Source organism: Sphingobium sp. B2D3A (genome assembly GCF_025961795.1).
Classification (GTDB): domain Bacteria; phylum Pseudomonadota; class Alphaproteobacteria; order Sphingomonadales; family Sphingomonadaceae; genus Sphingobium.
The window spans coordinates 2,636,228-2,659,469 of record NZ_JAOQOI010000001.1 but is presented as its reverse complement, the minus strand read 5'-3'; the positions used below and the strand labels follow the sequence as shown (position 1 = coordinate 2,659,469).

Here is a 23,242-nt window from a genome sequence, read left to right as displayed (position 1 = left end):
GAGCGCCTTTCCCCGTCGCGGTGTTCCCGAAGGGGAAGCGCGCTATTCAGCGGCCAGGCTTGCGCGAAGACGAGGCACGATGAAGTCAAGAAAGGCTCGCAGCCGGGGCGCCATCGACGGGCCGCCGGTATGAACCGCATAGACCTCCTCGAACTGGCCGGGCGTAGCGTCTTGAAGGACATGAACCAGGCGACCGGCGGCGAGATCGTCCTTCGCATGAAACAGGCCGATGCGACCGAGGCCAGCGCCACGAACTGCCATGCGACGTACGGCTTCTCCGCTATTCGCCAGAAAGTTGCCGCTCACGGTCCGATCCGTAGGTCGTCCATCCTCTTCGAGAGGCCAGCTCGCGACTGAACGCTTGAAATTGAAACCGAGGCAATTATGGCTGTCGAGTTCCGAGATCGCCTGAGGCGTGCCATGGCGTGCGAGATAATCGGGCGAGGCCACGATGATCCGGGGCGAGCGCCCCAGTTTGATGGCGACGAGATTGGAGACGGCAAGCGTGCCCACGCGGAAGGCAAGGTCGGTGCGCTCGAGGTAGAGGTCGACGACTTCGTCCGACAAAGACAGATCGATCGTGACTTTGGGGTGCAGGTTCCAGAAGGCAGAAAGCAGCGGCTCAAGCTCGTATATGCCGAACCCGACCGAAGCGCTGATACGGATCGTGCCGGATATCTCGGTGCCGCCCGTCGCAATGCTATTGTCGAGATCGTCCATCTCTTGGAGAATCTGCAGGCATCTATCGTAATAGACTTGCCCGGCATCAGTGAGGGAAAGCCGTCTTGTCGATCGCTCAATGAGCCGGACCGCAAGCCGTGTTTCGATCCGGCCGACCATCTTTCCGACGGCAGAGGCGGTCATGTGCATGCGCCGCGCTGCCTCCGAAAAGCTGCCTGTCTCTACGATGCGCGTGAACACGCGCATCTCACTGGCCCGATTGTCCAACCTCACTTCCTCATTGCGGAATTCAATTCCGCACTTTTGATCATCATGGCCCAGTTATCAAGTGGCACCAGAAGACGCATTTGCTGCTGCGAGCCGAGCGTGATGATCCAACAAATCCCGTTCGAGCATCCTGATATTCGACCGCACTGCGGATCGCGTGAAACGAAAGGAACTGACCATGCCCCTGAACGACATACTCTCCGGAAAGCTCGGGTTCGGCGCAGCGCCGCTCGGCAACATGTTCCGCGATATCCCCGAGGACGAGGCGCTCGCCACGGTTGAGGCCGCATGGAGCGATGGCATCCGCTACTTCGACAACGCGCCCTTCTACGGCGCAGGACTTGCTGAGTTGCGCATGGGCGAGGCGCTGGCTGGCAAGCCCCGCGACGAATATGTGATCAGCACGAAGGTCGGTCGCATCATCCTCGACGAGCTGGAGGACGTGAGCGCGCGTGAGCAGGGCGAGAAGGCCGGCGTGTTCGCCCATGGCCGCGCCAACCGCATCGTCAACGACTACACTTATGACGCAACCTTGCGCTCGATCGAGGACAGCCTGAAGCGTTTACGGACCGATCACATCGAGATCGCCTTCGTCCATGATCTCGCGCAGGACTTCTGGGGCGACCAGTGGGTGGCGAAGTTCGAGGAAGCCCGAACCGGTGCGTTCCGGGCGCTCGACCGGCTGCGCAACGAGGGCACGATCAAGGCGTGGGGGCTGGGCGTCAACAAGGTGGAACCGATCGAACTGTTGCTCGGCCTGGAAGAGCCGCGTCCCGACGCATTCCTCTTGGCGGGCCGCTATACGCTTCTGGATCACAGCCGTGCCCTTCAGCGTGTGATGCCACTGGTCGCAGAGCGAGGGCTGGGAATCGTCGTTGGCGGTCCCTACAGCTCCGGGGCGCTCGTGGGCGGTCCAAACTTCGAGTATGCGCCGGCCACGCCGGAGATCCTCGACAAGGTTGCGCGGATCAAAGCGATCGCGGAGCGGTACGGGATCAGCATGAAAGCGGCAGGGCTCCAGTTCTCGCTGGCGAACCCAGCGGTCGCGGCCGTGATCCCGGGCGCCAGCCGCCCCGGCCGTATCGCTGAGGATAGCGCAGCGCTGAAGGAGCATGTCCCTACCGAATTCTGGAAGGATTTGCGCGCCGATGGTCTTGTTGATCCGGAGGCGCCGCTTCCCGCCTGATCGAACGCTTGTGGTTGGCCGGAGAAATATTCCGTCGGCCGCCGCAGGAGGATGATCATCTCCTGGCTGTTGTGCTAACTTCCAAGAGATTGTCGGGCGCTGCGATCGATGGGGTATCAATCGCAGCGGCAGGACTGGGGGCTGGATGGTGTTGGATCTCAAGAATATCAAACCGCATGTGACGCTGACCCTGTTCAGGGCCGACGATCCGGCGGCGATTGTTCGTGAGGTTACAGCACGTCTGGACGACGTGGCTCTGACGCTTCCTGTCGTCCCCGTCGGCATTGGTGATCCGCCGCGACCGATCGTTCCGATGGTGTCGACCGACATCGGCGCTCTCCATGTTGAGACATCCCGCTACCGAATTGAAAAGCAGCCAAGCTGGTTTCGCGCACCCGATCCGGTCGCCGAGGAAAACGAGGGAGACGCTACGGCCAACGGCGAAGAGATTGCTGCGGTTGAGGACGAATATCTCCTCGACGTGGCCAATCACCTGATCGTTCTTGTCGCGGCAGCGCCGTTTGTCGCGCTTTATGCCAGTCACGACACGATGCGGGCACGGCTGACCGAGCTGATCGGACTTGGCGCCACTGGTGAAGATCCGCGTCAGGTTCGTCTCGCTCAGACTGCAATGCCAATCGAGCGTGAGGTACTGGAAAACGCGTTCGTGCGCGGTAATGCCAAAAGCGCCTGGTTAGAGGGTCTCCACGTCCCCACAATCCTCAAAGCAGATCGCAAAATCCTGAGCGGACCTGATCTTCGCTACGCGCTCGATCAGTTCGGTGACCAGACCTATACGTATACCGCAGCCGTCAGCGTGCTTCCGACCGACAAGCCGGAGGAGAAGAAGGATCTGCGGGTCGGCGTCTCCTACGACAAGAATACGCTCTGGACGAAGTCGACCAAGAATTTCGAGGAGTTCATCGCTGGCTTGCAGGAGCTGATCGGCGTACTCACCGGAGCGAAGGCAGATGCCGTCGATGTCTCGGAATTCGTGCGGTCCGGTCTTCCGTTCGTAGCGCGACCGCTCTCGGCCAAACAGATGGCCGATATCAAGGAAGGGTTCGATGTCGGCTACGACACCGCTGAGCTCATCGACGATGTCGTGGCTGGGCGGGTCGTCGAGCCCGCTCAGGAGCGGGACGCCTGGCGATCCCACGGTCGCTTCGTCGTCGACGAAGCCGAAACGCTGAAAGCCGGCGGGGCTGCCGTTGTCGTCGATGCCTATTACGATGACCGCAAGCTCGCCACGCTAAGCATGCGCCCTGTGGCCAGGGCGGACCGGCAGCTTGAGATACTCCACCGGGTCGTCGGCTATCATGTCGACAAGGCCGATGCGGAGCTCGCCGCTCTCGATCGCTCGCTGGGCAAGCGCAATGCGCAGATGACGATCCGCTATGCGTCAGGGCATGTGATCCAGAATGGCGCGCTGTACCAGACGCACTTCCGAGATGCGATTTTCGAGCGCTGGCGGTGGATGAAGCTTACGCCTGCCGACGATGGGATGAAATACGACCTCAAGGCTGAGAAGCCCACAAAGCCGGGAATCTCGGCAAAGGGGAAGTCGATCAAGATCTTCGATCCGTCCAAGATCGGATTGCAGGATTCCCTCTTCTGCTACGTGAAGAAGCACGCGGCCTCGACGGGATCGCCGGACGATATCCCGATCGATGATTGGTGGCTGCTATGCGACGATGGCGCGGGTGAGATCGCGGACTTCATCGCCATCTCACCCAAACGGCCATCGATCAGCTTCATCCACGTCAAAGCTCGTCACAAAGGCGAGAAGAGCACGATCAGCGTCACGCCCTTCTCGGAGGTTGTGAGCCAGGCCGTGAAGAACCTCAGGGCTTATGATCAAGGTCTCCTTGGCGACATGCTGAGCGGCCGAACCACCGCGAATAATGATGGATTGGTCTGGCGGCATGACGGGACCGTGATCGACCGCGCGGCTTTCGTCACCGCCATGAACGGACTGCGAAAGCCGCAACGCCATGTCCTGATCTTTCAGCCACGCATCAGTGAGAAAACCTGGGACAAGGCAGTGGAGCAGCACCGAGCAGGCAAGGAAGCCGGGCAGGTAGGTCGGATGCGCCAGCTCAGCGCGCTGCTGTCCGGTGCCCAGTCGACTTTTCAGAAGTTGGGCGCCTCGATGGAGGTGACCGGGGAAAAGTGAGACGGGAGACCTAAGCCGTGCAGGACGGGAGCATTGGTTAGGTCAGTCGAGGTCGATCGTTTTCCCTATCTTCGTTTCAAGGTGATCGAGTTGCTTGTTCAACTCTACGGTTGCGAAATGTTGAGTGTGCGCCACAACATCGAGGAATCCGTCTATCTCGTTGAGCGGTAGCGCGCTCGTGGTGAGATGGCGGACGACGACCCGCTCGCCTTCGTCCTTCACCGCGAGGGTCAAGCGCAGGAGGTCGATCTGCTCGGTGTGGGCTGCAAACTTATTGCGAAGTTCGATCATCCGGAGGTGAATGGCCATGCCTTCCTCCGATCCCGCGAAGACCTTTTTGCCGTGAAGTTGGGGTATCCCCGGCGCACTTGATGCGTAGCATCGGCCGTAGGCCATTAGGCCAGCCACGAAATTAGCCTGCTGCTGGACGATGCTTGCGAGGTCACCCTCTATGCTAGGCTGGTCGCGGATCTTCTCAAAATTGGCGTGAGCATTCAGAAGGTGCATCAGCACATGTGTCCACGCGGAGAGGCGCTCATAGCCAGGCGGGTCGAGCGTGAAGCCCTCACTGATCGGCCCGGCCATGTGCTTTTGATACTCTTCTTCGTCGATAGTCGCCAACGCGGTCAGTCCTTCATGTCCGGTGCGGCCGGATCGGTCTTCAGATCATTCAAGAGTTGGGTAAACCCATTCAGGGTGAGTCCGCGGCGCGCGTAGCCGAGGCGCAGATAGTAGGGGATGAGGAGGCGGTCGAATCGGTCCTGCTGCAGTCGCCGGGCTTCCCGTGCCAGCTCCTCGAGGTCAATTTCGTCTGGTTTGACCGCAGACAGGGCAAGCTTGATCGCCGTAGCTCCTTCGTCCTCGACCGTGATGGCAAAGCTCGATCCGTTAGCTCGCAGCCCCTCTCGCCGAAGGAGGAGAACAAGTGTCTCGGTCAGCCTTGCGCCTACCCATGGGAAGATAAGTGTATCGCGGCCCCAAGGGATGAAACGCGTGCCTGAGAGGCCGAGGGTCTGATAGGCGGAGCGGCCTTCATCCACCACGGCCTCGACGACCTCGTCGCCTGCAACATCCGAGATAGAGCGCCCTGCAAGAATCTCCTGCACCCGCTGCGTGACCAGGCCGCTGGGCGTCTGCGCAGGTCCGCCGTAGCGCGGCGCACCCGCCGAAGGTGCGCGGGCGACGGTAATGGTGTGCCGTGCCTCATTAACCGACGTCACGCGCCAACGCCCAGCATTGAGCACGAAGGTTTCGCCGATCCGATAGGCGACGGTCACCGGCAGTCGGCCAATGACCTTCGTCCCGTGGGTGACGACATACTCTGCGGGGGTGCTGAAGATCGCGTAGGGGTGGTTACGCAACGTCTGACCCTCGGCGCTACGCCAGGGCCCATCCTTCCCGACCCGCGCAACCTGTGGCTTACGAACCTCCTCCATCGCCTCGATGAAGCGCTCGAAGAAGGGGAGGGCACCGAAAGGTCCGTCACTCTCCCACGGGCCGGTCGTCACCAGTGCCTCGTGCAATGCCTGCGTCGTGCATTCCCCGTGCTCATGGAGCATCGACAGGACCTGGTGGTACAGCGTCGATACCTGGAGGTTGCGCGGGTTGGGAACCTCGAAGGCCGCCTCGAGGCTCAGCTGGGCGGTGGCGGCCGCCTGAATGGTTCTAAGCCGCAATTGCTCCAGCGGATGCGTCGTCTCGGAAAGGGCGTTTTCCATCACATAGATGAGGCCCTCGGCGGTCATGTCATCGCGGCGACCCGATCTGCCCACGCGCTGGCGCAGCGCAGAAACCGAGTAGGTCGGATCAATCTGGATGACGCGCTCAACCTTGCCGATGTCGATGCCCAGCTCGAGCGTGTTGGTGCAGATCGTGACCATCGAGGCGGGCGCGTCGTCGATGCCCGGCTCGGCGCGCATCTTCTTTTCAATGGTCTCGCGCTCCTTCTTAGGGACGGAGCTATGATGGCGCGCGACTTCGAACGGCTGCCCCTCGGGCGCCCGCTTGCTTAGGGCTTCGAATACCGTCTCGACAGTGGCGCGAGCGTTGGCAAATACGAGCGACCGGGACGCGTTGCCCAGATCGGCCAGCAACTCCTCCGCGATCCGTTCGGGCAGCGGTTTTCTGACGGCCTCGCCCTCTAATCCGGCCTCTGCTGAGTCGACGAAGACTTTCACGGCGACCTTGACGGGCTTCGCTTCGGCCCCGCTCGATCGTATCACTTTTGCCGGATCGACGGCCTTTGGCCTCAGCGCATCGCTCGCTTCCTTGTCGATGTTTCCGAGAGTCGCGGATAGCCCGATACGGGGAATTTTACGCCCGGCATGAAGGTCCAATCGATGCAGCAGCGACTGAAGGTGGCGTCCTCGGGCGGTATCGAAATACGCGTGCAGTTCGTCGACCACGATCGCTTGCGCGCTGGTAAGCGCAGCCAACTCGGTGGGTTTGGAAATGGCTCTCACCAGAAACCCTTCGATCGACTCTGGTGTCGTCAGCAGGATTGAAGCGGCCGCCTTGCGCGCCTTGTCCTTGTCAGCCTCGGATTCCGAGTGCCACCGATACACACCGAGGTCGGCCGCAGCACCCAGGCTCTCCAACCGGATCTGGGCGTCGTTGATCAGGGCCTTGAGCGGGCTGACATAGACGATCACAAAACCCTTCGGCTTTGGATCGGCCAACAGGTGTCGCGCTATCAAGGGTAGAAAGGCAGCCTCGGTCTTGCCGCTCGAAGTTTCAGCCTCGAGAATCACGTCGGAGAGAGGCGACGCTTGGTCGATCGGTATGTTTGCAATCGCAAGCTTTTGGATCTCGCGGAAGCCCGTCCACCCCTTCGCCTGCACCCAATCGATGATCGGCGCAGGATAGAGATCGCTAAAAGCGGAATAGCTCTCCAAAATAACCCCCCGAATATTTCCGCCTAAAGTCGATGGTCGGCCTCAGCGTACTCCACAACTGACCGCCCTTGGCGACGATTCATGGTACGCAATCTCCGTTCGATCACAACTCGGTCGCCGCTGCTGCCGCTTTTTCGGTCAAACTGGAAATACGCTCCCTACAGATCACATCGACTACGCGGCCAAGTTCTTCAACCTGCTGACCGAGCCATGTGAGTTCCTCGGCCGAAATTCGATAGTGCTTGGAGAAGCGAGCTTTGACATAGGCGTCCTTCAGCTTCTCAAAGCGCGCGCGGTCGGCGCGTGTGTCCATCGGCCACACCGTGCGAAGTCTTGGATCGAGGCGCTCGGCCTGTGTGCGAAGGAAAGCCAGATTGTGGACGTGGGGCGTGTAAAAGCTGACGGTCAGCAATACACAATGGTAGAGTCGCTCGGCTGCTTGATGCAATTCAAACGCTGATTTTTTTAGTCGATCTCGTTCAAGGTTCGATTTGTAGTCGTCGTAGAATTCGCCTGCACTTGGATACCATTCACCGTAGTATTCCTTCGCGAGTTCGACTGCCTGAGCGGGGGTCTTTGGCTTTGGCTGCAACAGCTCACTGTCGTCGGCCTGGTACAGCGCGATGCCGTCTCTCGCCACATCGATGAAGAAATACCGGCCATGGGCAAGGCCGTCGTTCACTTCTTGCAATGAATGCACGATAAAGTTGACCGGAGTTCGGAGGCTGTGGGTAATGGCGAGCTCCTGAATGAGCCGGGCGTCAGCGCGTGCCCAATAGGCGACCCGGTCGGTTAATTCCTTCTGATTGACGATCACCAGCAGGTCGAAGTCTGACTGGTATCCCTTCGATGTGTGCGGTTCGTCGACCCATCCTCCGCGAGCATAGGAGCCGTAGAGAATGACCTTGAGGATGCGGCCCAGCTTCTTCTCGCCAGTAGGATTGCCCTTGGCGTCGCTGAACTCCTCGAAAAGGATTTTGACCACTCGCTCGAGCTCGCGGCGCTTGTTCGCGGGTAGATGGTCGAGATCGGTCTTCACGGCTTACTCTGAAGCCTCGCTCAAAAGTGTTTCCAGCAATACATTACGCGGAGCGGCAAATGGATTGGCAACTGTGACGCCTCCCCAGGTGAAGCCATCTTGCATGTCTTCTGAGAGAAGGAGGCGGCAACCTGCGTGAGACGCGGCGGCAAGAATGACGGCGTCCCAGATCCCGAACTTGTGATCCGTCGCAACATCGGTCGCCGATTGCATGATCTCCGATGAGGTCTCGATGGTCGAGAATGTATCCCGCCAGGCCTGCAACGCGTCGCGCGCCTCAGACCGGCTCCGCTCGGCTTTGCGAACCAGAACGTTGAACAGCTCGCCGAAAACTTGAATGGGAATGACAGTCGCCTCGACACGAAGGTGCCGAACGATATCCAGCGCTTGATTTCGCTTTGCGACACCGTTCACGCCCTCGGCATAGGCTAGGATATTTGTGTCCAGCGCGACTTTCATGATTCGTCGTAAAGCTCGTCGCGGCTCCAAAGACCGATGTCGATGACTTCCTGGCTTTCGAGGCGATCGAGGAGAAGGGCGCGGGCTCCAGAGATGGTTTCGTCCTCCTTGTTTGCAGGAACGATGCGCGCGACCGGGCGCCCGTGGCTCGTGACCACATAGCTGTTCCCGTCGCGAACGCCGCGCAGGATCGTCGAGAATTTTCGATTGGCATCCGCTGCCGAAACTGCCTGTTCCATTGACGAAACCTCGAAGTAGTTATATTGACTACTTTAGTTCGGGCGGCATTTTATGCAAGCGATTTTGATGGCACTCTTGCCGAGAATCTCCGCAAAGTTTGCGGTAAATGCGCTTCGGTATCTTGGCACGCGAATGCTATCTTTTCGGTGAGACGGTGATGACCAAATTAGATGCACACTCCCACTCCGAAATGAAGCGAACATCCTTCCGATGGTCGCAATGGCTCTGGCGTCCCTGGTACGCGAAGGCCTGGCTGATTGCGGCGTCGATCTTCTGGCTGACAGTGCTTTTTTCTCCCATCATGCCAAGACATGCGGCCGATTATTTCTGGTTGGCCGCCATTTTGCACCCTTACGTCCTGATCTTCTATATCGCGTGCAGAGCGGCTTGGTTCTGCAAAAGCCACGGCTTTCAGCCGGGGCGCGAAAGCGGGGAACAGGGCTTTGCTGACCGGGAAGAAATGCATGGCATGGATGATTGGCCGCTTATTAGCTTTCGGAAGCTGGGCGTCGATGTGTCTGATCCTCGTGACCCTGGGTCGCCTCTTAACCGTTCCAATATCCTCTACAAGCTGCACCACGACGAGTGACACTCAGCGCTTCTTATATTCGGGATCCCCGTCCCAAAGTCCGGCGTCTCTGTCGCCTGAAAAGCGGCCTGTCTCGACGATTGTGCGTTGTTCAAATGAAGTGAACGGAGCGAGGGCGTCGCCCAGCCCTCGACCCGAATCTGCCTGTTCGAGATAGCGGTTGCGCAGTCCGTTGGCGCCCAGAATTTGCTCGCTGAGCGCGCTTGAGAAAGTGCTGGCAGGGTCCGCTGATCTCGCGGCTGTACGCTCCGCCATCGCAATCGCTTCGCGCACGTCATAGTTCACGATATTGATCGATCCGGCAGCATCTGTGTTTGCGGTGGCCGTGTCGCGACTGCTTCCCCCTAATTGGATGGAGGCCGATCCCTTCGTGCCTTTATTGCCGACCCCGGCGCCAGCGCCGGTTTGACCGCCAACGTCGATGCTCTGGGTGATCTGATGCGAAGCAGACCTGGAAATCGACCGGGTCCAGCCGGTCTGCACCATCACCGCCTGAACGTCGCGTTGGAGTGTATCTGCGACCTGGGGACTGAGACGCCAGTGGCCCTGACGGTCCATTTCGAAGCCACCACGGAGCCAGTTGGCCAGCTCGGCTTGTCCTTCCTTCCCACCACCAAGGAAATGCTCGACTGTATCCGGGCCGGCCTGTTTGCCTGCCTCGAAGCGGGTGCTCGTGTCGGAACGCCCCGACTGACTGAAATCTGTGCCGCTCGAAACCAGCAGGTCGTTGTCGGCAAAGCTGAAACGTGCGTTTCCGCCATTCGCGATCGCACCCAGCTGGCTCTGATTGATCAGTCCGCCGCGCCACATATTTGCGGCCGTTTGCGGTGTCAGGTTGAGGCTGAAATCGCCATTCTGATCCATCGCAATCTGGCGCTTGCTGAGCTTGACGCCATGTTCGGCAAGCAAACCCTGGATGCGGGACAGCCGCTCCTTGTCGACGATGCTGGTCAGCCGGTCATTGCGCGCGCGATCCGCAATTCCGGCGGCGCCTCCTTCCGCCATGTCGACCTGATTGCCGGCAGTACGACCGAGCGTCTGGATGAAGCTGTCGAGGCGAGCAGCCTCACGGGTGGAGACGCCTGCGGCGGCGGCACCCTCCGCGAAGCCGAAATTCTCCGATTGCCGACGCTCTTCCCCAATCCGGGCAGCCGACCGGGTGCCGCGAGTTCCAACTTCGCGCTGGGCGTCGAGCTTGCCCGTGCGTTCCGCAAAGTCGTAGCCGGCAGCCTCCCGCGTGCGGCCGTAGACGCTTGTGCCTTCTCGGCCGGCCTCGGCGCTCGCGCCGTCCGCTGTGCCGACCGACACAGCCGCATTGTACCGTTCCAAGGCATGCTCGATTTGGGCCTCGGACCGGCCGGTTGATTTAGCGAGTTGGGAGATCGCCGTGCTGCGTGCCTCGCCGGACAGGGCATTGATGAACGAGATCCGGCGCGAGGTCTCTGCCATCGGCAGTCCAAGCATCTCCGACGCATTGCGTTGGCCCGTGTTAGAGCCAGTACGCCATGCCTGCTCGGCGGAGACGTTCGCTCGCTCGATGCCCGCGACATTGTCAGCCGCGAAGTCTCGCCGACCCGCCATCGCGCCGGCCTGGACCTGCGCGCTCGTCAGATCGTTGGCGAGCATCTGGTTCTGATCGTAGGCGTTGGCGATAAGCTTGGCGAAGGTTGGATCCGACTGCGCATCGGCAATGACGCCGGAAGCCTTAAGGCTAGCGTCCTCAGGCGAATAGCCGGCTCGCTCGAAGGTACGGGTCGCTGCCTGCATCATCATGCCATAGGCCCTCTGATCGCCGAACGCCCGCCATTGGACGAGGTTCTGAGCGAATGCGGCGAAGTTGCGCTCGCCGGCCTCGCCGCCACCGAAATAGGTGTTGCCGAGACTGCGCAGCGCGTCCTTCTCTGCAAATTGCTGGATGGCCGTGGTAGTCGCGTTGGCGCGAACCGCACGAGCCACCTCGGGATCGGAAAGGTCTTTGCCGGAGAGGGCGGGGGCCAGGCTTCCAAGCTGGCGCGCACCCTCGAGCCCACCGAGCGAAAGGGCCGTGCTGCCACCGGATCCTGGGTTTTCGCCTAGAACGCGGTTTGCCTCACCGAAAGCCCTACTTGCGCCAAAGGTCGATCGCTCTCCGAAATCGCCGAAACTGGAGGTGGCCGCAGCCCGGGCGCGCGTGCCCATCGCCGATGCCTGAGCCTCCAGTGCTGACGCCTGGCCTTCGGTGGTCGCCATCGGAGCTGCGGCTCCAGCGGCCTGGCCGGCAACGCTCAGCGAGCCTGAGGTGAAGGAGGTGAACACGTTACCGCTGAAGCGGAAGACGGTGAAGACGAACGCCCCGGCTAGGCCCGCTGCAGCTGTTCTGAATGATCCGAAGACGGCCAGGCCCTTCATTGCGGCAGAAGGGGCGAGAAGCCATGCGTTGGCGGCAAGCGCGTTAGAGCGCATTTCTTCCAAGGTGGCCATCGCCCGCCCGAGGGCGAGCTGGTAGATGCCTGCGTCTATGACGCCCCAAAGCGCCACGAACACAAACAGGCCCAAGGCGAAGCTGGCAACGCGCAGGTTGATCGGCGTCAGAATGAAGAGCAGCGCGACCGGCACCATGAACAGCATGATCCCGAAAACGGTAGCGCGGATCGTCGGCATCCACTCGTTGGCGACGGACAAGGTCGCAAGACCATTCGACATGACCGCGCGGTTCGCCATCACCCTGGCAGCGCTTGCCGGAGAATCCTCGAACAGCACATCACCGACGGCGCTGCCGAGAAGGATGTGGGTCATTAACGCCTGAGCGGAGAGGGGGCGCTTCAGCATCATCTCGCCCATATCCCCGAGCTGCGAGCGGCAGCGGGTAAGCTGCTGCGTACTCGCAGTGTCGAAGCCGGTACGGGCGCAGACCTGACGGGTGTAGGTATCGAAAAGCGTCGGATCCGAAAGCCGGTCTGCGATGTAGGCCCAGGATTCGTTGCAGCTCATCGTCGAGCCGCCTTTCTCGGTCTCCGTATAGACCGTCGAGAATGTCGATGGTCCGGCCATCGCGGCAAAGGCGGCCGGCAAATCCGTTGTGCTCCGAAACAGCTTATCGTCATCAATGCCATAGGCCGCCGACACGCGGGCGACAGGGTAGCATTGGCGGACATAATCCTTGATCGTTGCGTCAAGGAAAGTGTCGGTCATCGGGCCACGGGGCGAGACCGCATTCAGGAAAAGATCGAAGCTGTGGCCGCCAGCGCCGAACTCGATCTTGGCGTTCGGATCGAGCGTATTGTCATCGATCGTCTCGACCAACGCCCGCTCGATCATGTTCGTGGCGCCGGCCACCAGGACGAGCAGGTTCGGCACACCGCCGACCGGCTGATAGGCATTTCGGACCCGATCATAGACATGGACCGTACCGGTGGTTGCGACCAGGCCGACGAACAGGCCGACACCGACTAGGATCTGGAAGCCGAAGGCGACCAGCCCCATACCGGTTCCCCTGATGCTCGCCATGATCGCACCGAGCCCAACGCCCACCGTCGCGACGATCAGCACGAGCGTCTCGTAACGCGGGTCGGCGAAGATCATCGACACGAGGCGGAACGCATCGACCGTTTCGCCAAAGCCATCATAGGTGTGAAAGCTGGCTTCAACGGCCCAGGCAGGTGAGGACGCCAGCGTAAGAAGCGCGCCCGTCAGAAGCTTGATGCCTTGGCGCATCGCGAGGCGGCCGCTCACTGGTTGCGGGCCGCGGCAGCACCGGCGGCATCCCTGGCGTCACGGTCGCGGGCGCGGATCAGCCCGGAATAGCTTGCAGAAAGGTTGGCGGCCGAAAGCGCAGCCATGTAGCTTTGCCGCATCTGAGCCCGCTGCCTCAGGACCTCGTCACGCAGGTCGCGCAGCTGCTCAATGCCCTTCGAGAGGATCTTGGTCTGGCAGACGTTGGTGTTGTTCACGTCGGCTGCGCCCGCGACGATGGTGCCACGCTCCGCGTTCGTCACCGTATAGTCGATCGTCCGCGTTAGATCGTTGAGCATCTGGTAGGCGAGGGTGAGAGCGACCAACTCGTCGGTATCAGCGATCACCGAGTCGACCACTCCCTGGCGGACGCCCCATTCGAGCATGCGATAGACGGGGAGGGTCCGCACGTTCGCCACGAACTGCTTCTCCTCGGCGCTTAGCGCGGCGCGCGTTCTGATCTTGGTCGCGATGGATTCCATACGCTCGCGGGCGAGTATCAATGCGCCTCGGCCTGCACCGTCCTGAGAGCAATCGGTCGCGGTCGGAGGGATGCTGAGTGACCGCTTCTGGACGCGCCCGGTCAAGAAGTCCTGAGCACTCTCGGTGTCCTGGCCCGCGCATTGCGGGATTGCTGTGAAGAGCGGCACTTTGTCCGTAGGATCCCAGCGCATGTAGACGTCTCCGACCCTGGCGCGCATGACCCCAGCCCAGTCACCAGCGCCGACGCGTGAGGCCGCGTGCGCCAGCAGCGAGCCGGTCCGAAAGATGTCGGTGACCTCAGCCGGGCAGTTCGCAAGCGAATCCTTGAGATCTTCCGTCGGATTGTTGTTGTTCGCTTCGATCTTTTCGCGGCTCTGCTGGTAGCTTTTCGCGAAGCCCTGCTTGACCGAGCGATAGCCGGTCATCTCTTCGAGGATGCCGCTCATATTGTCGTCGCCCTTGGCGACCTGAACCATGCGGTTGGCGAGCCGGCAGTCGTTCACCTGGATTGAATTGAGGAAGTTGGTCGCAGCCTCCATCTTCGAGATGATGTTCCCCATCTTCTCATCGAGGGTTTCGAGCAGATACTGGAAAGCGACCGCGGGTGCGGCCTGCAAGATGCTCTCGAGCTTCTGGACGAGATAGTCGGGATCAAGGAACGACATACCGCCCAGGAACATGTCGATGCCCCCGCAGCCCGCTTTCACCTTGGGCAGGCTGACCGACATCAGATAGTCGTTATGGACATCGACCCGCCCGGACATGCCGCCCGCCGTCAGGTAGCCGCGTGTCTGGTCCTCAAAGCTGCCCGGCGAGCTATAGGTGACATTGTCGAACCAGCTCTCCGCCCAGCTCTGCGCTGACGCGGGTGCGGTCATCAGGATCGAGGAGAGGAGGACAGCCGCGAACAATCCGGCAAGGCGCAGGGGCAAGCGATACATGGCAGACTCCGAGGGGAGATCGAGGTGAGGGATAGAATCGAGCCCGCCACGCTCAGCGCTTGCCCCGGGGCGGTGGAGGCATTTCGACGATGCCCGTGAATTTTGACATCGCGCGCACGCCGACCGCAGGCCTGACGCCGGTCAGCATTTTAGCGGCGAGGTAGAGGTTGCGCGCGAGGTTGGGAGAATGGTCCGTGCCGATGGCGATGGGGACGACCCGGCCTTCATCCGTAATCGGACGGACCCACGCTACGGGGTGTCCTACCCAAGGCAGTCCGAGCCTGCCGGACCGGATCATCGCCTCGTTCGGGTGGATCGTCTGAACCTTCCATCCATAGCGACGTCCAAGCGTCACCAGCTTGGTCCAGAGATCTCCACAGGGGACGCAGCGGGCCGCTGTCGACATCTCGATGACGAAAGCTGGTCCCTGGCCCGACAGTGTCGAGGCGAAGTCGTCGGGAAACTGACGTGTCACGGGCACGCGCGAGAGCCATGCCTGCATCGTCGCCTGATCGGGGACCGGGTGGATGGCGGCCCGCATCGCCTGTTCTCGAGTGATGGTCTGGGCGGTGGCACAAGTGCCGGTCGCTATCACCAATCCAGGGATGCCAAGCAGGAAGACGATCCGGGTCATGGCCGGCGCTCCGTGTTGGTTGCTATGAGGTCTCCTCCCAACACCTGCGGGTCGGTGGAAGAAACTGGGCCGTTGCCCAGCGCGTCGAAGAAGCCGGCATCTTCGCCGGGGCCGGTCATGAACTGTTCCGGTCGGATGTCGCCCCGGAGCAGCCGGACCGCCTGATAAGCCATCTGGCTGAGGTTCGGGTAAGCTTCCACCCCGGAGGCGATCGTCATGCGCTGTTGGCTTGCACGCCGGATCACCATCGTCGTGGGCGTGATCTCGACGCCGAAGCGCTGGGCAACGTCAGGCCGCCGATCGAGATCGACGAGCGTTACCTGCCAGCCCATCTCTTCTTGGAAGCGCTGGATGATGGGCCATTGCACACGGCAATAGCCGCAGGTCGCTCTGCCGAACATGACGAGCGCGAACTCGCTGGCTTGGGACCGGAGATAGGATCGCCGAATGCTGTCCTTTTCCGCGGTCATCTCGGAACGAGCATCGCCAACCATCGGATTTGCCGATTTGGAATTCAGCTCCGGATGCTGGAGCATGGCGATCTGGGTCACGCCGGCAAAGGCACGCGCCTTCCGCCGAGCAAAGTCCTGGAGCAGCCAGAAGTCGGCGACGGCATCGATCGTGAGTACCGTCGCAGCATAGTCGCGCTGTTGCTCGATTAGTTTGCGGATTTTCGGCGGCGTCCAAGTTGCCAGCTCCGCCATGGGTGGAATAGATGGCTTCGCCAGGTCATTAGCATCGTCCGGCTTTTCTGCCGGCGGTTGTGGAGACTGATACCACCAATAGCCTTGCTTGTCGGCGGGCGCCGGAAGAGGCGTTGCTTGAGCAAAGGCAGGCCCGGCGGCGACGAGCATACCGGATGCGAGGGCGGTCGCCAGCAACGCCCCGCAGGATGGTTGCAGAGTGCTTATCGGTGAAGGGGTTCGAGATTCCTTTGCCATGGAGCGACGGTGCGTTTCTGCCATTGTCGCTTCAAGATGGCGGGCACATCAGTGCCGATTGCGCAAAAATTAGCCCTCAGGTCCGCAGAATTACCTCTTTGAGCCAATCGCCCTCACGACGGCATAGCAATCGCGCGAGCGGGGCTGAGAGCTTGGCCTGGACTTGCAGATCGTGGGGCTCAAAAGCTGGATTAAATTTAGGTCGTGATCACTTTGGGCTTGGATCAGACGATGCGCGTCGCGTTTACGCCTTCTCGAAGGGACGAAAATTGACGTCGTAGGAGCCGCGCTGCTTCAGTCCTATCATGCTGCCCTTGATGCCGAAGTCCGACGCGATCCGCTGCGCTTCTTGCACGTTCGCGTTGATTCCGAAGTAGATACCGGTGATGCACTGTTCCGGCATGTGGAAGGCGTACATCGACGATCCATCACCGCGTTCCACGATAGAGAATTCTCCGGCCTGATTGGTGACGGCACTCTCGCCTAGTCCGTGCAGGCATTTGACGATGCGAACTTCCTCTTCGTAGGCCCAGCAAAGCGGCTTCGACAGAAAGAGACGCTGAAGTTGTTGGTAATAGTCCATCCTAAACGGGAAAAGCTGGCCAACCGAGACGCCGGGGGCACCTTCCGAGGCATTAGGAAGACCGGCATATTGGCTCATATTGGGCTGATTGAGATAGATGACACTGCCGAAGTGCGCTGGCACCGCATTGGTGTCCGCGCACATGAGCCCTGCTGCATCGACATCAATCTCAATCACTGCGCCGCGATGCTTGTCACCATAGTGCGCCCACATCAGCGAATTGGCGGCGCTGCGGGTCATTGAGCAGACGCCCATGTTCTGCGCCCAGATGTTTCCCTTCAAGGTCGCGGTGAGCGATTCGAAAAAGCCGTAGTCTGGAACGTCGGGTGCGGTCGGCCAATCGAAAGGATCATTCAGGTCTTTCGCCCGCGAGAAGCCGATCGTATTGTGTTGAAGTATCGAGCGCAGGCTCGCAAGGCTCATGTATTTGAAGAGTCGCATAGATTGGATCCACTGAAAACAACTCGCAGACACTTTATTATTCGGGCGCCTCAGATAAGGCGCCATCACCTGATGCGGCAACCTCGCTCATCGGACGGCAGCCCGGAAAGCTCAGATACTGGCTGCGATGCAACCAGCTCTGGAATTGACCTTCGAAGCCGATCGCCTGAAGGATGATCCGCGTGACGATCTCCCTGGCCCAGACGATGTGGTCAAGGAGCCGGGCGTCGGAAGCAGGAAGATCCGGAGCGACGCCGGTGTGGACGATCGTGTTCCGAGCATCAATGATTGCGCGCATCCAATTGTCGGGAAAGTCAGCCGTGACGATGCTACGGTCCTTGATGAGGTCTTCGAGTTTGTCGCGGAACGATCGACGGTTTAGCTCGTCGACCTTCCCGCCCATCCGGCTGGGCGCCTTCAATCGCTTGAGAAATCGCCGCACTTCCTTCTTCAGTTCTCCGAATTCGTTTCTGTCGGCCATGAAAAGGTCGGGTAGGCCGGACAGCGCCAGAATGCTTTCCAAAGCGCTCATCGCGTTTATGAGCCGGGATTCCTCATAGGCTACAGGCGCTGTGATCCAGCGGATCGCGGGATCGAGGCGTTCGAGAGCCTCTGGTCTCTCGCGAAAGGACCGAATGGCGCAACCCAGGATCTGCTCCATGAAGAGGGAGTCGAAAGGTGGCATGTAGGGATGTGAAGAGCGGCCGCGTCGGACAACGCGATACGTCAACACGCCGCCTCTAACTCTCTGCTCGTAGATTGGCACGAGATAGGCGTCGCAGGCGAACGAGAGTGTACGCTCGAGATGGATCAGAAAGCGCTCACTTTCATCCCACCATTCCTGCCCCATCTGGGCACCGGCATGGATCGCAAGCACTGCGCTCGGTTGCTGATCGACGGTGTCCCGGTAACTGACGAATACGAAGCGGCCAAGGTCAGTCTGGCGCTCGATGCCCCGGTAGGTTCTGAGCTTTCGGAAATTCCAAGCGCGCATGTCCCGATGATCGGGGGCGACGGCTCGGGAGAATTCGGCGAGACCGCAATCCGCTTCGATCTCGACGCGACCTTCAGGGTGGGACCAGCCCGAGAGGGACGCACTGCCGCTTTCGAACCGCCAACCGTCTTCTGATGTCCCACTCAGGCAGAGCATGGTCTGATTCTGGAGGGGCTCGTCGCGCGGAATGAAGGGCATAGCAGCCCGGGCAGGGACGATTGGGTCGATCGCAAGCGTCAAGCAGCCTTCGTCGTCGATACCGGCGAGGAACGAGACCTCCACGACCGCGTCTCCATGCGCGAGCGTGCCTCGAAAGCGAACTGGGGCGAATATAGGCATGGCGAGATCATCCTAGCAGCGCCGCAGGACGAATTCTCGCCAATAGAGTTCAGAGAAGTCTTTGCATCCTAGAAAGCCGCGAGATCTCCACAAGACCGAAGTAGCGGCTGTCAAAGCCCTGGGGATGGTGTGAACCGATATAAACCAGCCCCGCCGGTATAACGCCACTCCAGTTCGCATGAGCGAGGCGCCGCCCGTCACGGGTGAAGGGCAAAGCGGTGCCGAGCAGATCGCCGTTGCAGAAAAACCGCGTGTCGCGGACCCTTGGCCTGGACAGCGAAGGAACCTCCCACCACGTCAGTCTGTCGCCCGGCATGCAGAGCGCATGCTTGGTGACATTGACGGGTTTCGGCCCAGCGATCGGGTGCGTCAGCGTGTACATCACATAATCGCCCCTTACGATCGGTCCAGGTGCCTTGCGGACCGCCCAGGCTTCGATCGACGGGCTCATCACGAGCGTGATCTGGGGCACAAACCACGCGGCGAACAGCGCGGTCGGCATCGCGAAGCCGATCGCGATCCACAGGCGGCGGGGTCGCGCAGGCGTATCTGGGTCTGGGGCACCCAGAGCAGCGCCAAGCTCGCGGGGCAAGCGGGTAAGCGCTCGCAAGATCGCCCTCAGGGCGTTAGCGAGAAGCCAGAAGAGCCTGAGCATCACGCACCTCTTCGCGGCCGCCGAGCCGCGCATATTCGTCGAGAAGTCCGGGCAACGCGCTATCGCCATAGACGACGTAGCGCGCGCGCGGACTCTCGTCGTCTCGCTCGCAATAGGCCTGTGTGGGATCACCGGGGATCATCGCCAGAGCGGGGACACGCGCAATGCCGTGCTGCCTGAAGACGATCGGATCGACGATCACCTGCACGTCTCGCATCACGCAGTCGGGACCTTCGCAGCCTGGATCGAGACGCAGGATCTCGGCGGTCAACTTTGCCATAGGCCCGACCTTGCGCAGTCCGCCCGGCATACCTCTAAACGCGAGCACGCCGTGAACCCGCGCAAGCTGGGCCGCATAGGCACGCAGCGTCGCGATCGGCATTGAGGAGGAGGCGAAGATCACTGGCACGAAGCCCTTGGAGGTTGAGGGCGGACCGACATGTGCCAACGCCTCGGTTTCGGATGGCTCAAGCCCGAAAGCCTGGCGCAAGCGCTTGGCCTGAGCCTCACGCTCAGCCGCCAAACGCGCTTCGCCGGCCTTTGCTGCCGCGCGCGCCCGTGCCTCCATGGCAGGCTCGGCAGCGCGGGTCTTGAGACCCTGGAACGCCCGGCGCTTCACTGCCTCGTTGCCCTCGATCGGGATATTCGGATCGGGCACGGCGCGACCGCTGTCCTTGGCCTTTGCGACTGCGCCCTCCATCCTGGCCATCGCGGCGTCACCCTCGGTTTCGAGGCGCTGCCGGCCTGTGTCCTGGGCAGGTGCGGCGGTTCCGAGCAGCAGCAAGGCAGCGAGGGCGGCGCTAGTTCTTGATGGCATTGAGATAGGCATCGACCCGGTCTTTCATGTCGATCTGGATTTCGGTCTGGGCGCGGCTTTCGATGTCCGCATAATATTCGGAGAGGTCCATCTTGCTGAAGTCGAGGGCCTGGAACTCTTCGGGCGTGAAGCCTCTGCACATCGGGTTCTTCGCGGTTCCCCAGAGATTTCCGTTGAACGCGACGAGTTGGGGACGGCCCTGCTCCTGGATGATCCGGCCAAGCTTGGTGTTGAAGCAGCAGTGACCGTGCGATTTCTGGAGGCAGATGCCCAGGAAGGACGAACTGCAGTAGCTCCCGACGTAATGGCACATACCTGAGCCGTTCAGCATCGCGGTTTCCATGTCCTGCTGGTCACAACCGGAGAACAGGAACTCGATCATGAAATTGACCGCGAGGCTGATGGCGATCGATGTCGGGTCGAGCCCGATGATCAGCGCATTCGCGCCGGCATTGGCTGCCTGTCCGGCAGTTGCTCCGGCCCGCAGCGCGGTGAACGCCGCGCTCATACCCTGGAACACACCCTTCACCACCGCGATCTTCGTGCCGATCGATCCGATCGACGAGCCCATGCCGTCCTTGACGATCTTGCCCTTGTCCTTGCAGCAATTGGCGAGCGTCGTGCTGAGCCCTGGCGGGCGGCAGCGCATCCCTCGTCCCGAGAAAATCTCGATGGTGCCAAGGCAGTTGCCGTCGGCGTCGGTGCCCCCATCGGGTGACGTTCCGGGATCCTCGATGGGTGGCTCGATGATGATCGGCGTGCTCGCGAGATTGGCGCACTGGTTGGGTGAACAGCTGGGCTGACCGCCTGCGACCTTGGTCAGGCATGCGAATTGATTGCCGACAGGGCAGCTATACTCGCCAGCCGCATCGGCGACGCACGCAACCTCCTGCAACGGGCAGAGGTGATCGCCATTCGTTGTCGTCGAGCAATAGGCAGTTTCGCCTTCATCCGCCGCATCGCCATTATTGTTGAGGTCCGCCGCGCACATATATTGACCCTGTTCAGGCACCGGGTCGGGACCAGGATCGGGATCGCCCGGCTCGGTCGGCTCAATCGCTATGGCCGTGCTCGGAGTCTGCGCGGCGGCGGGAACGGAGAAACCGGCGATGAGCATCGTCGCCAAAAGAGTGCCTTGCAGCATCCCGGAGCGTCGGCGCGCTTTCACCGTACAGTTCCCGTGCATACGAGGTCGGCCCCGGCGAGACGAACGGTCTGCATCATCACGACCGCTTCAGGGAAATCGTCGAGGCATCCGCACGCCGATACGATCTCCTCTCCAGGGCCGGCGGGGCATTGGTTTGCGCTGTCGCAGGCGTGATAGAATGTGTCGTAGCCGTTGGGGTCGTTCTGCTTCGCGCCGACCACGCCGCTCACGGCCGCTTGTGTGTTCACCTTGGGCGCCCGGGTCTTGCAGATAGGTTCGCAAGCCGGCACCGAGCCGCGGTCGGGGAGCGAGAAGGGCCGGGTGGTGGCCGAGAAGCTGCCGTCGCTTTGGCGCGCACGATCAGCAAGGATCGTCTCGGTAGAGTGATCGATGATGTAGGTCCCGCGACTGGTGTCGGGCTGGGGCATGCTGTCCACCTTGCACCGGTAGGTGCGGCTTTTGAGGAAGAAGTCCCGTGTCATCTCGACCGGGCATGTCGACGAACCCATTATCCGGGTCTGGGTGAGCGGCCTCAGCCCGGTCTGGGCACCGTTGATCCAGGTCTGCACGCCATCGACGAGCTCGCTGTCGAGCTGGCACTGGGGGTCGCTGGCGGGACCACCGCATTGGTCGACCACCTGCTCGAGGGTCTTGCAGCTATCATCGACTTCGACATGGACCTGGGCAAACGCCTCTCCGCCCTCGGCAACCGCCGCGCGCAGCCAGACCTCATGATCCCCAGCCGTCAGATGCGGCTTCAGGTCCAAATACGGGTATTGGTAGAACGTTCTCTTCTGCTCGCAATTTCCCGGCGGCACGCCAAGTGAGGTCCAGCTGCTCGGGCCGGAGGCGATAAGCGTGCCATCGATCCGCACCTGGCCCCAGTCATCGGCGAAAAATTGTGTCAGGCGAGCATCCACGATCCGGTCGGCTTCACCGACGTGCAGGGTCATCCTGAAATCGATCAGGGTGCATCGGCCACCGCCCAGGCTGTTGTCAGCTGGCGAGCCCATCAGGAAATCGAAGGAGTTGCCGTTCTCGATCGTCGAATAGCCCCCGGCAACGCGGCTTATGATTTCGTCGGGCCTCGACTTGGTGACCGTGACCTGCCGTTCGACAGTACATTGGCGAGACTGGAGCGCAGTTCCCGTGCCGATCGCCGATCCCTTCAGCGCCTGAAACACCGGGTTTGCCGTGGAAGTGGCATAGGCGTCTGTCGCAATGGCGGTGGGGTTCGCGCGGTATTTGGTTTGCGGAAGCGCGGGATCGGATGTGCAAGCGGTCAATTGCGCCCCGACATAGCGGATTGCAGGTCCATCGATCACGGCCTGAACGACGCCGTAGCGCGGGTCGGCGGTCGTAAGCGCGCCGATCATCCCGCCGCCCAGATCACGCAGCACGGACGCCATGTTGCCCCAGGCGAGGTTCGCCCCGCAGCTATTGTTGACGCAGTAGCAGCCTGCGAGCTGCGGCATGTCGGTCTGGACCAGCTTGAGGTTGCGCGCGGTATCGACGTCCCATCGAAAATAGGCGCACTGGTTCCAGGTGCCCGGCGTGCAAGACACAACTCCGTTCGCGCAAATACCCGATACCGGGACCGGCAGGCTCGAATTGCTGTCCACGGTCCCATCCAGGTCGGTATCGCGCGCGATGCTGACCGAACCGAGATCGCCTGTGCTCGAGGGCTGGACGAGCACCTCCAGCATCGTCGCGGTCTTCTGGCAGGCAATATTGGGCGTGAACGCCTGCGCGTTATCGACGGTGCGGATCGGCTGGCCGGCTAGACCCGGGGTGAGATAATTTTGCTGAATTGCCTCGCTGTCGCTAGTCTTGGCCCGTGACGCCTCGGCGGCGCTCCGGGCTCGCTCCTCCATCGTCTGGGCATGGATCGGCAAGGCCATGACGGTGGTGGCCAGCGCGGCTGTTACGATCGCTCGGCATGGGGGGGCATGCCGGAACAATCGCGGGGGGCTTGCAGCCGCGCTGACCATAGGTGGAGCGACGCCGCAGCAGGGGGCTGACTGC

At 61.2% G+C, this 23,242-nt stretch carries 19 protein-coding genes; 3 read left to right on the top strand and 16 right to left on the bottom strand.

What is annotated here, in order from left to right; genetic code table 11:
* Window positions 1–42: 42 nt before the first annotated feature.
* On the bottom strand, window positions 43–927 hold the full coding sequence (locus M2337_RS12385; protein ID WP_264572258.1) for a LysR family transcriptional regulator: 885 nt from the start codon (window positions 925–927) through the stop codon (window positions 43–45).
* A gap of 199 nt (window positions 928–1,126) precedes the next feature.
* Between M2337_RS12385 and M2337_RS12380 the strand changes: the two genes are divergently transcribed.
* Both M2337_RS12380 and M2337_RS12375 read left to right on the top strand, forming a co-directional pair.
* A complete protein-coding gene (locus M2337_RS12380; RefSeq protein ID WP_264570488.1) occupies window positions 1,127–2,134 on the top strand; it encodes an aldo/keto reductase in 1,008 nt (335 codons plus the stop codon).
* Between the two features lie 178 nt (window positions 2,135–2,312).
* Complete coding sequence (locus M2337_RS12375; RefSeq protein ID WP_264570487.1) at window positions 2,313–4,310, top strand: hypothetical protein; 1,998 nt, start codon at window positions 2,313–2,315, stop codon at window positions 4,308–4,310.
* A gap of 42 nt (window positions 4,311–4,352) precedes the next feature.
* On the opposite strand, the gene M2337_RS12370 is transcribed toward M2337_RS12375, so the two are convergent.
* The 5 genes from M2337_RS12370 to M2337_RS12350 form a co-directional block, all read right to left on the bottom strand.
* The gene (locus M2337_RS12370; RefSeq protein WP_264570486.1) at window positions 4,353–4,931 is read right to left on the bottom strand and encodes a hypothetical protein; all 579 of its coding nucleotides are present in this window, start codon (window positions 4,929–4,931) and stop codon (window positions 4,353–4,355) included.
* Between the two features lie 5 nt (window positions 4,932–4,936).
* Entirely contained in the window at window positions 4,937–7,204 is a 2,268-nt protein-coding gene (locus M2337_RS12365; protein WP_264570485.1) for a DEAD/DEAH box helicase, read from the bottom strand.
* 103 nt (window positions 7,205–7,307) lie between these two features.
* Window positions 7,308–8,243 (bottom strand): HEPN domain-containing protein, encoded by a 936-nt coding sequence (locus tag M2337_RS12360; RefSeq protein WP_264570484.1) that lies wholly within the window; start codon window positions 8,241–8,243, stop codon window positions 7,308–7,310.
* 3 nt (window positions 8,244–8,246) lie between these two features.
* Window positions 8,247–8,702, bottom strand: coding sequence for a PIN domain-containing protein (locus M2337_RS12355; RefSeq protein WP_264570483.1), 456 nt, complete (start codon window positions 8,700–8,702; stop codon window positions 8,247–8,249).
* The gene (locus tag M2337_RS12350; protein ID WP_264570482.1) at window positions 8,699–8,941 is read right to left on the bottom strand and encodes a type II toxin-antitoxin system Phd/YefM family antitoxin; all 243 of its coding nucleotides are present in this window, start codon (window positions 8,939–8,941) and stop codon (window positions 8,699–8,701) included. The genes M2337_RS12355 and M2337_RS12350 overlap by 4 nt, the downstream gene beginning before the upstream one ends.
* Before the next feature lie 158 nt (window positions 8,942–9,099).
* Here M2337_RS12350 and M2337_RS12345 point away from each other — a divergent pair, with 158 nt between their 5' ends.
* Window positions 9,100–9,531, top strand: coding sequence for a hypothetical protein (locus tag M2337_RS12345; RefSeq protein ID WP_264570481.1), 432 nt, complete (start codon window positions 9,100–9,102; stop codon window positions 9,529–9,531).
* Between the two features lie 3 nt (window positions 9,532–9,534).
* Here the strand turns inward: M2337_RS12345 and M2337_RS12340 are convergent, their stop codons facing one another.
* The 10 genes from M2337_RS12340 to M2337_RS12295 all read right to left on the bottom strand — a co-directional run bounded on the left by M2337_RS12340 (window position 9,535) and on the right by M2337_RS12295 (window position 23,091).
* Entirely contained in the window at window positions 9,535–13,224 is a 3,690-nt protein-coding gene (locus M2337_RS12340) for a conjugal transfer protein TraG N-terminal domain-containing protein (RefSeq protein WP_264572257.1), read from the bottom strand.
* A gap of 14 nt (window positions 13,225–13,238) precedes the next feature.
* Window positions 13,239–14,603, bottom strand: coding sequence for a conjugal transfer protein TraH (locus M2337_RS12335; RefSeq protein ID WP_413716236.1), 1,365 nt, complete (start codon window positions 14,601–14,603; stop codon window positions 13,239–13,241).
* Window positions 14,604–14,718: 115 nt separating this feature from the next.
* The gene (locus M2337_RS12330) at window positions 14,719–15,300 is read right to left on the bottom strand and encodes a hypothetical protein (RefSeq protein ID WP_264570479.1); all 582 of its coding nucleotides are present in this window, start codon (window positions 15,298–15,300) and stop codon (window positions 14,719–14,721) included.
* On the bottom strand, window positions 15,297–16,154 hold the full coding sequence (locus tag M2337_RS12325) for a conjugal transfer protein TraF (RefSeq protein ID WP_264572256.1): 858 nt from the start codon (window positions 16,152–16,154) through the stop codon (window positions 15,297–15,299). Before M2337_RS12325 ends, M2337_RS12330 begins: the two co-directional genes overlap by 4 nt.
* Before the next feature lie 331 nt (window positions 16,155–16,485).
* Window positions 16,486–17,265: a DUF2971 domain-containing protein gene (locus M2337_RS12320; protein WP_264570478.1), complete on the bottom strand. Its 780-nt coding sequence runs from the start codon at window positions 17,263–17,265 to the stop codon at window positions 16,486–16,488.
* A gap of 37 nt (window positions 17,266–17,302) precedes the next feature.
* Window positions 17,303–18,541, bottom strand: a complete 1,239-nt coding sequence (locus tag M2337_RS12315) for a HEPN domain-containing protein (RefSeq protein WP_264570477.1) — start codon at window positions 18,539–18,541, stop codon at window positions 17,303–17,305.
* A gap of 106 nt (window positions 18,542–18,647) precedes the next feature.
* Window positions 18,648–19,253 (bottom strand): S26 family signal peptidase, encoded by a 606-nt coding sequence (locus M2337_RS12310; RefSeq protein WP_264570476.1) that lies wholly within the window; start codon window positions 19,251–19,253, stop codon window positions 18,648–18,650.
* Window positions 19,225–20,070: a type-F conjugative transfer system pilin assembly protein TrbC gene (locus M2337_RS12305; protein ID WP_264570475.1), complete on the bottom strand. Its 846-nt coding sequence runs from the start codon at window positions 20,068–20,070 to the stop codon at window positions 19,225–19,227. Before M2337_RS12305 ends, M2337_RS12310 begins: the two co-directional genes overlap by 29 nt.
* Entirely contained in the window at window positions 20,054–21,196 is a 1,143-nt protein-coding gene (traN, locus tag M2337_RS12300) for a conjugal transfer protein TraN (protein ID WP_264570474.1), read from the bottom strand. The genes M2337_RS12305 and traN overlap by 17 nt, the downstream gene beginning before the upstream one ends.
* 38 nt (window positions 21,197–21,234) lie before the next feature.
* Window positions 21,235–23,091 carry a hypothetical protein gene (locus M2337_RS12295; protein ID WP_264572255.1) on the bottom strand — a complete coding sequence of 619 codons (1,857 nt, stop codon included), beginning with the start codon at window positions 23,089–23,091 and terminating at the stop codon, window positions 21,235–21,237.
* Window positions 23,092–23,242 lie beyond the last annotated feature (151 nt).

Excerpts from the sequence above, each read along its gene's own strand:
- M2337_RS12385 (WP_264572258.1), bottom strand. The coding sequence starts at position 927 with ATGCGCGTGTTCACGCGCATCGTAGAGACAGGCAGCTTTTCGGAGGCA.
- M2337_RS12380 (WP_264570488.1), top strand. The coding sequence starts at position 1,127 with ATGCCCCTGAACGACATACTCTCCGGAAAGCTCGGGTTCGGCGCAGCG.
- M2337_RS12355 (WP_264570483.1), bottom strand. The coding sequence starts at position 8,702 with ATGAAAGTCGCGCTGGACACAAATATCCTAGCCTATGCCGAGGGCGTG.
- M2337_RS12350 (WP_264570482.1), bottom strand. The coding sequence starts at position 8,941 with ATGGAACAGGCAGTTTCGGCAGCGGATGCCAATCGAAAATTCTCGACG.
- M2337_RS12345 (WP_264570481.1), top strand. The coding sequence starts at position 9,100 with ATGACCAAATTAGATGCACACTCCCACTCCGAAATGAAGCGAACATCC.
- M2337_RS12340 (WP_264572257.1), bottom strand. The coding sequence starts at position 13,224 with ATGCGCCAAGGCATCAAGCTTCTGACGGGCGCGCTTCTTACGCTGGCG.
- M2337_RS12335 (WP_413716236.1), bottom strand. The coding sequence starts at position 14,603 with ATGACCGCACCCGCGTCAGCGCAGAGCTGGGCGGAGAGCTGGTTCGAC.
- M2337_RS12330 (WP_264570479.1), bottom strand. The coding sequence starts at position 15,300 with ATGACCCGGATCGTCTTCCTGCTTGGCATCCCTGGATTGGTGATAGCG.
- M2337_RS12325 (WP_264572256.1), bottom strand. The coding sequence starts at position 16,154 with ATGCTCGTCGCCGCCGGGCCTGCCTTTGCTCAAGCAACGCCTCTTCCG.
- M2337_RS12320 (WP_264570478.1), bottom strand. The coding sequence starts at position 17,265 with ATGCGACTCTTCAAATACATGAGCCTTGCGAGCCTGCGCTCGATACTT.
- M2337_RS12310 (WP_264570476.1), bottom strand. The coding sequence starts at position 19,253 with ATGCTCAGGCTCTTCTGGCTTCTCGCTAACGCCCTGAGGGCGATCTTG.
- M2337_RS12305 (WP_264570475.1), bottom strand. The coding sequence starts at position 20,070 with ATGCCATCAAGAACTAGCGCCGCCCTCGCTGCCTTGCTGCTGCTCGGA.
- M2337_RS12295 (WP_264572255.1), bottom strand. The coding sequence starts at position 23,091 with ATGGAGGAGCGAGCCCGGAGCGCCGCCGAGGCGTCACGGGCCAAGACT.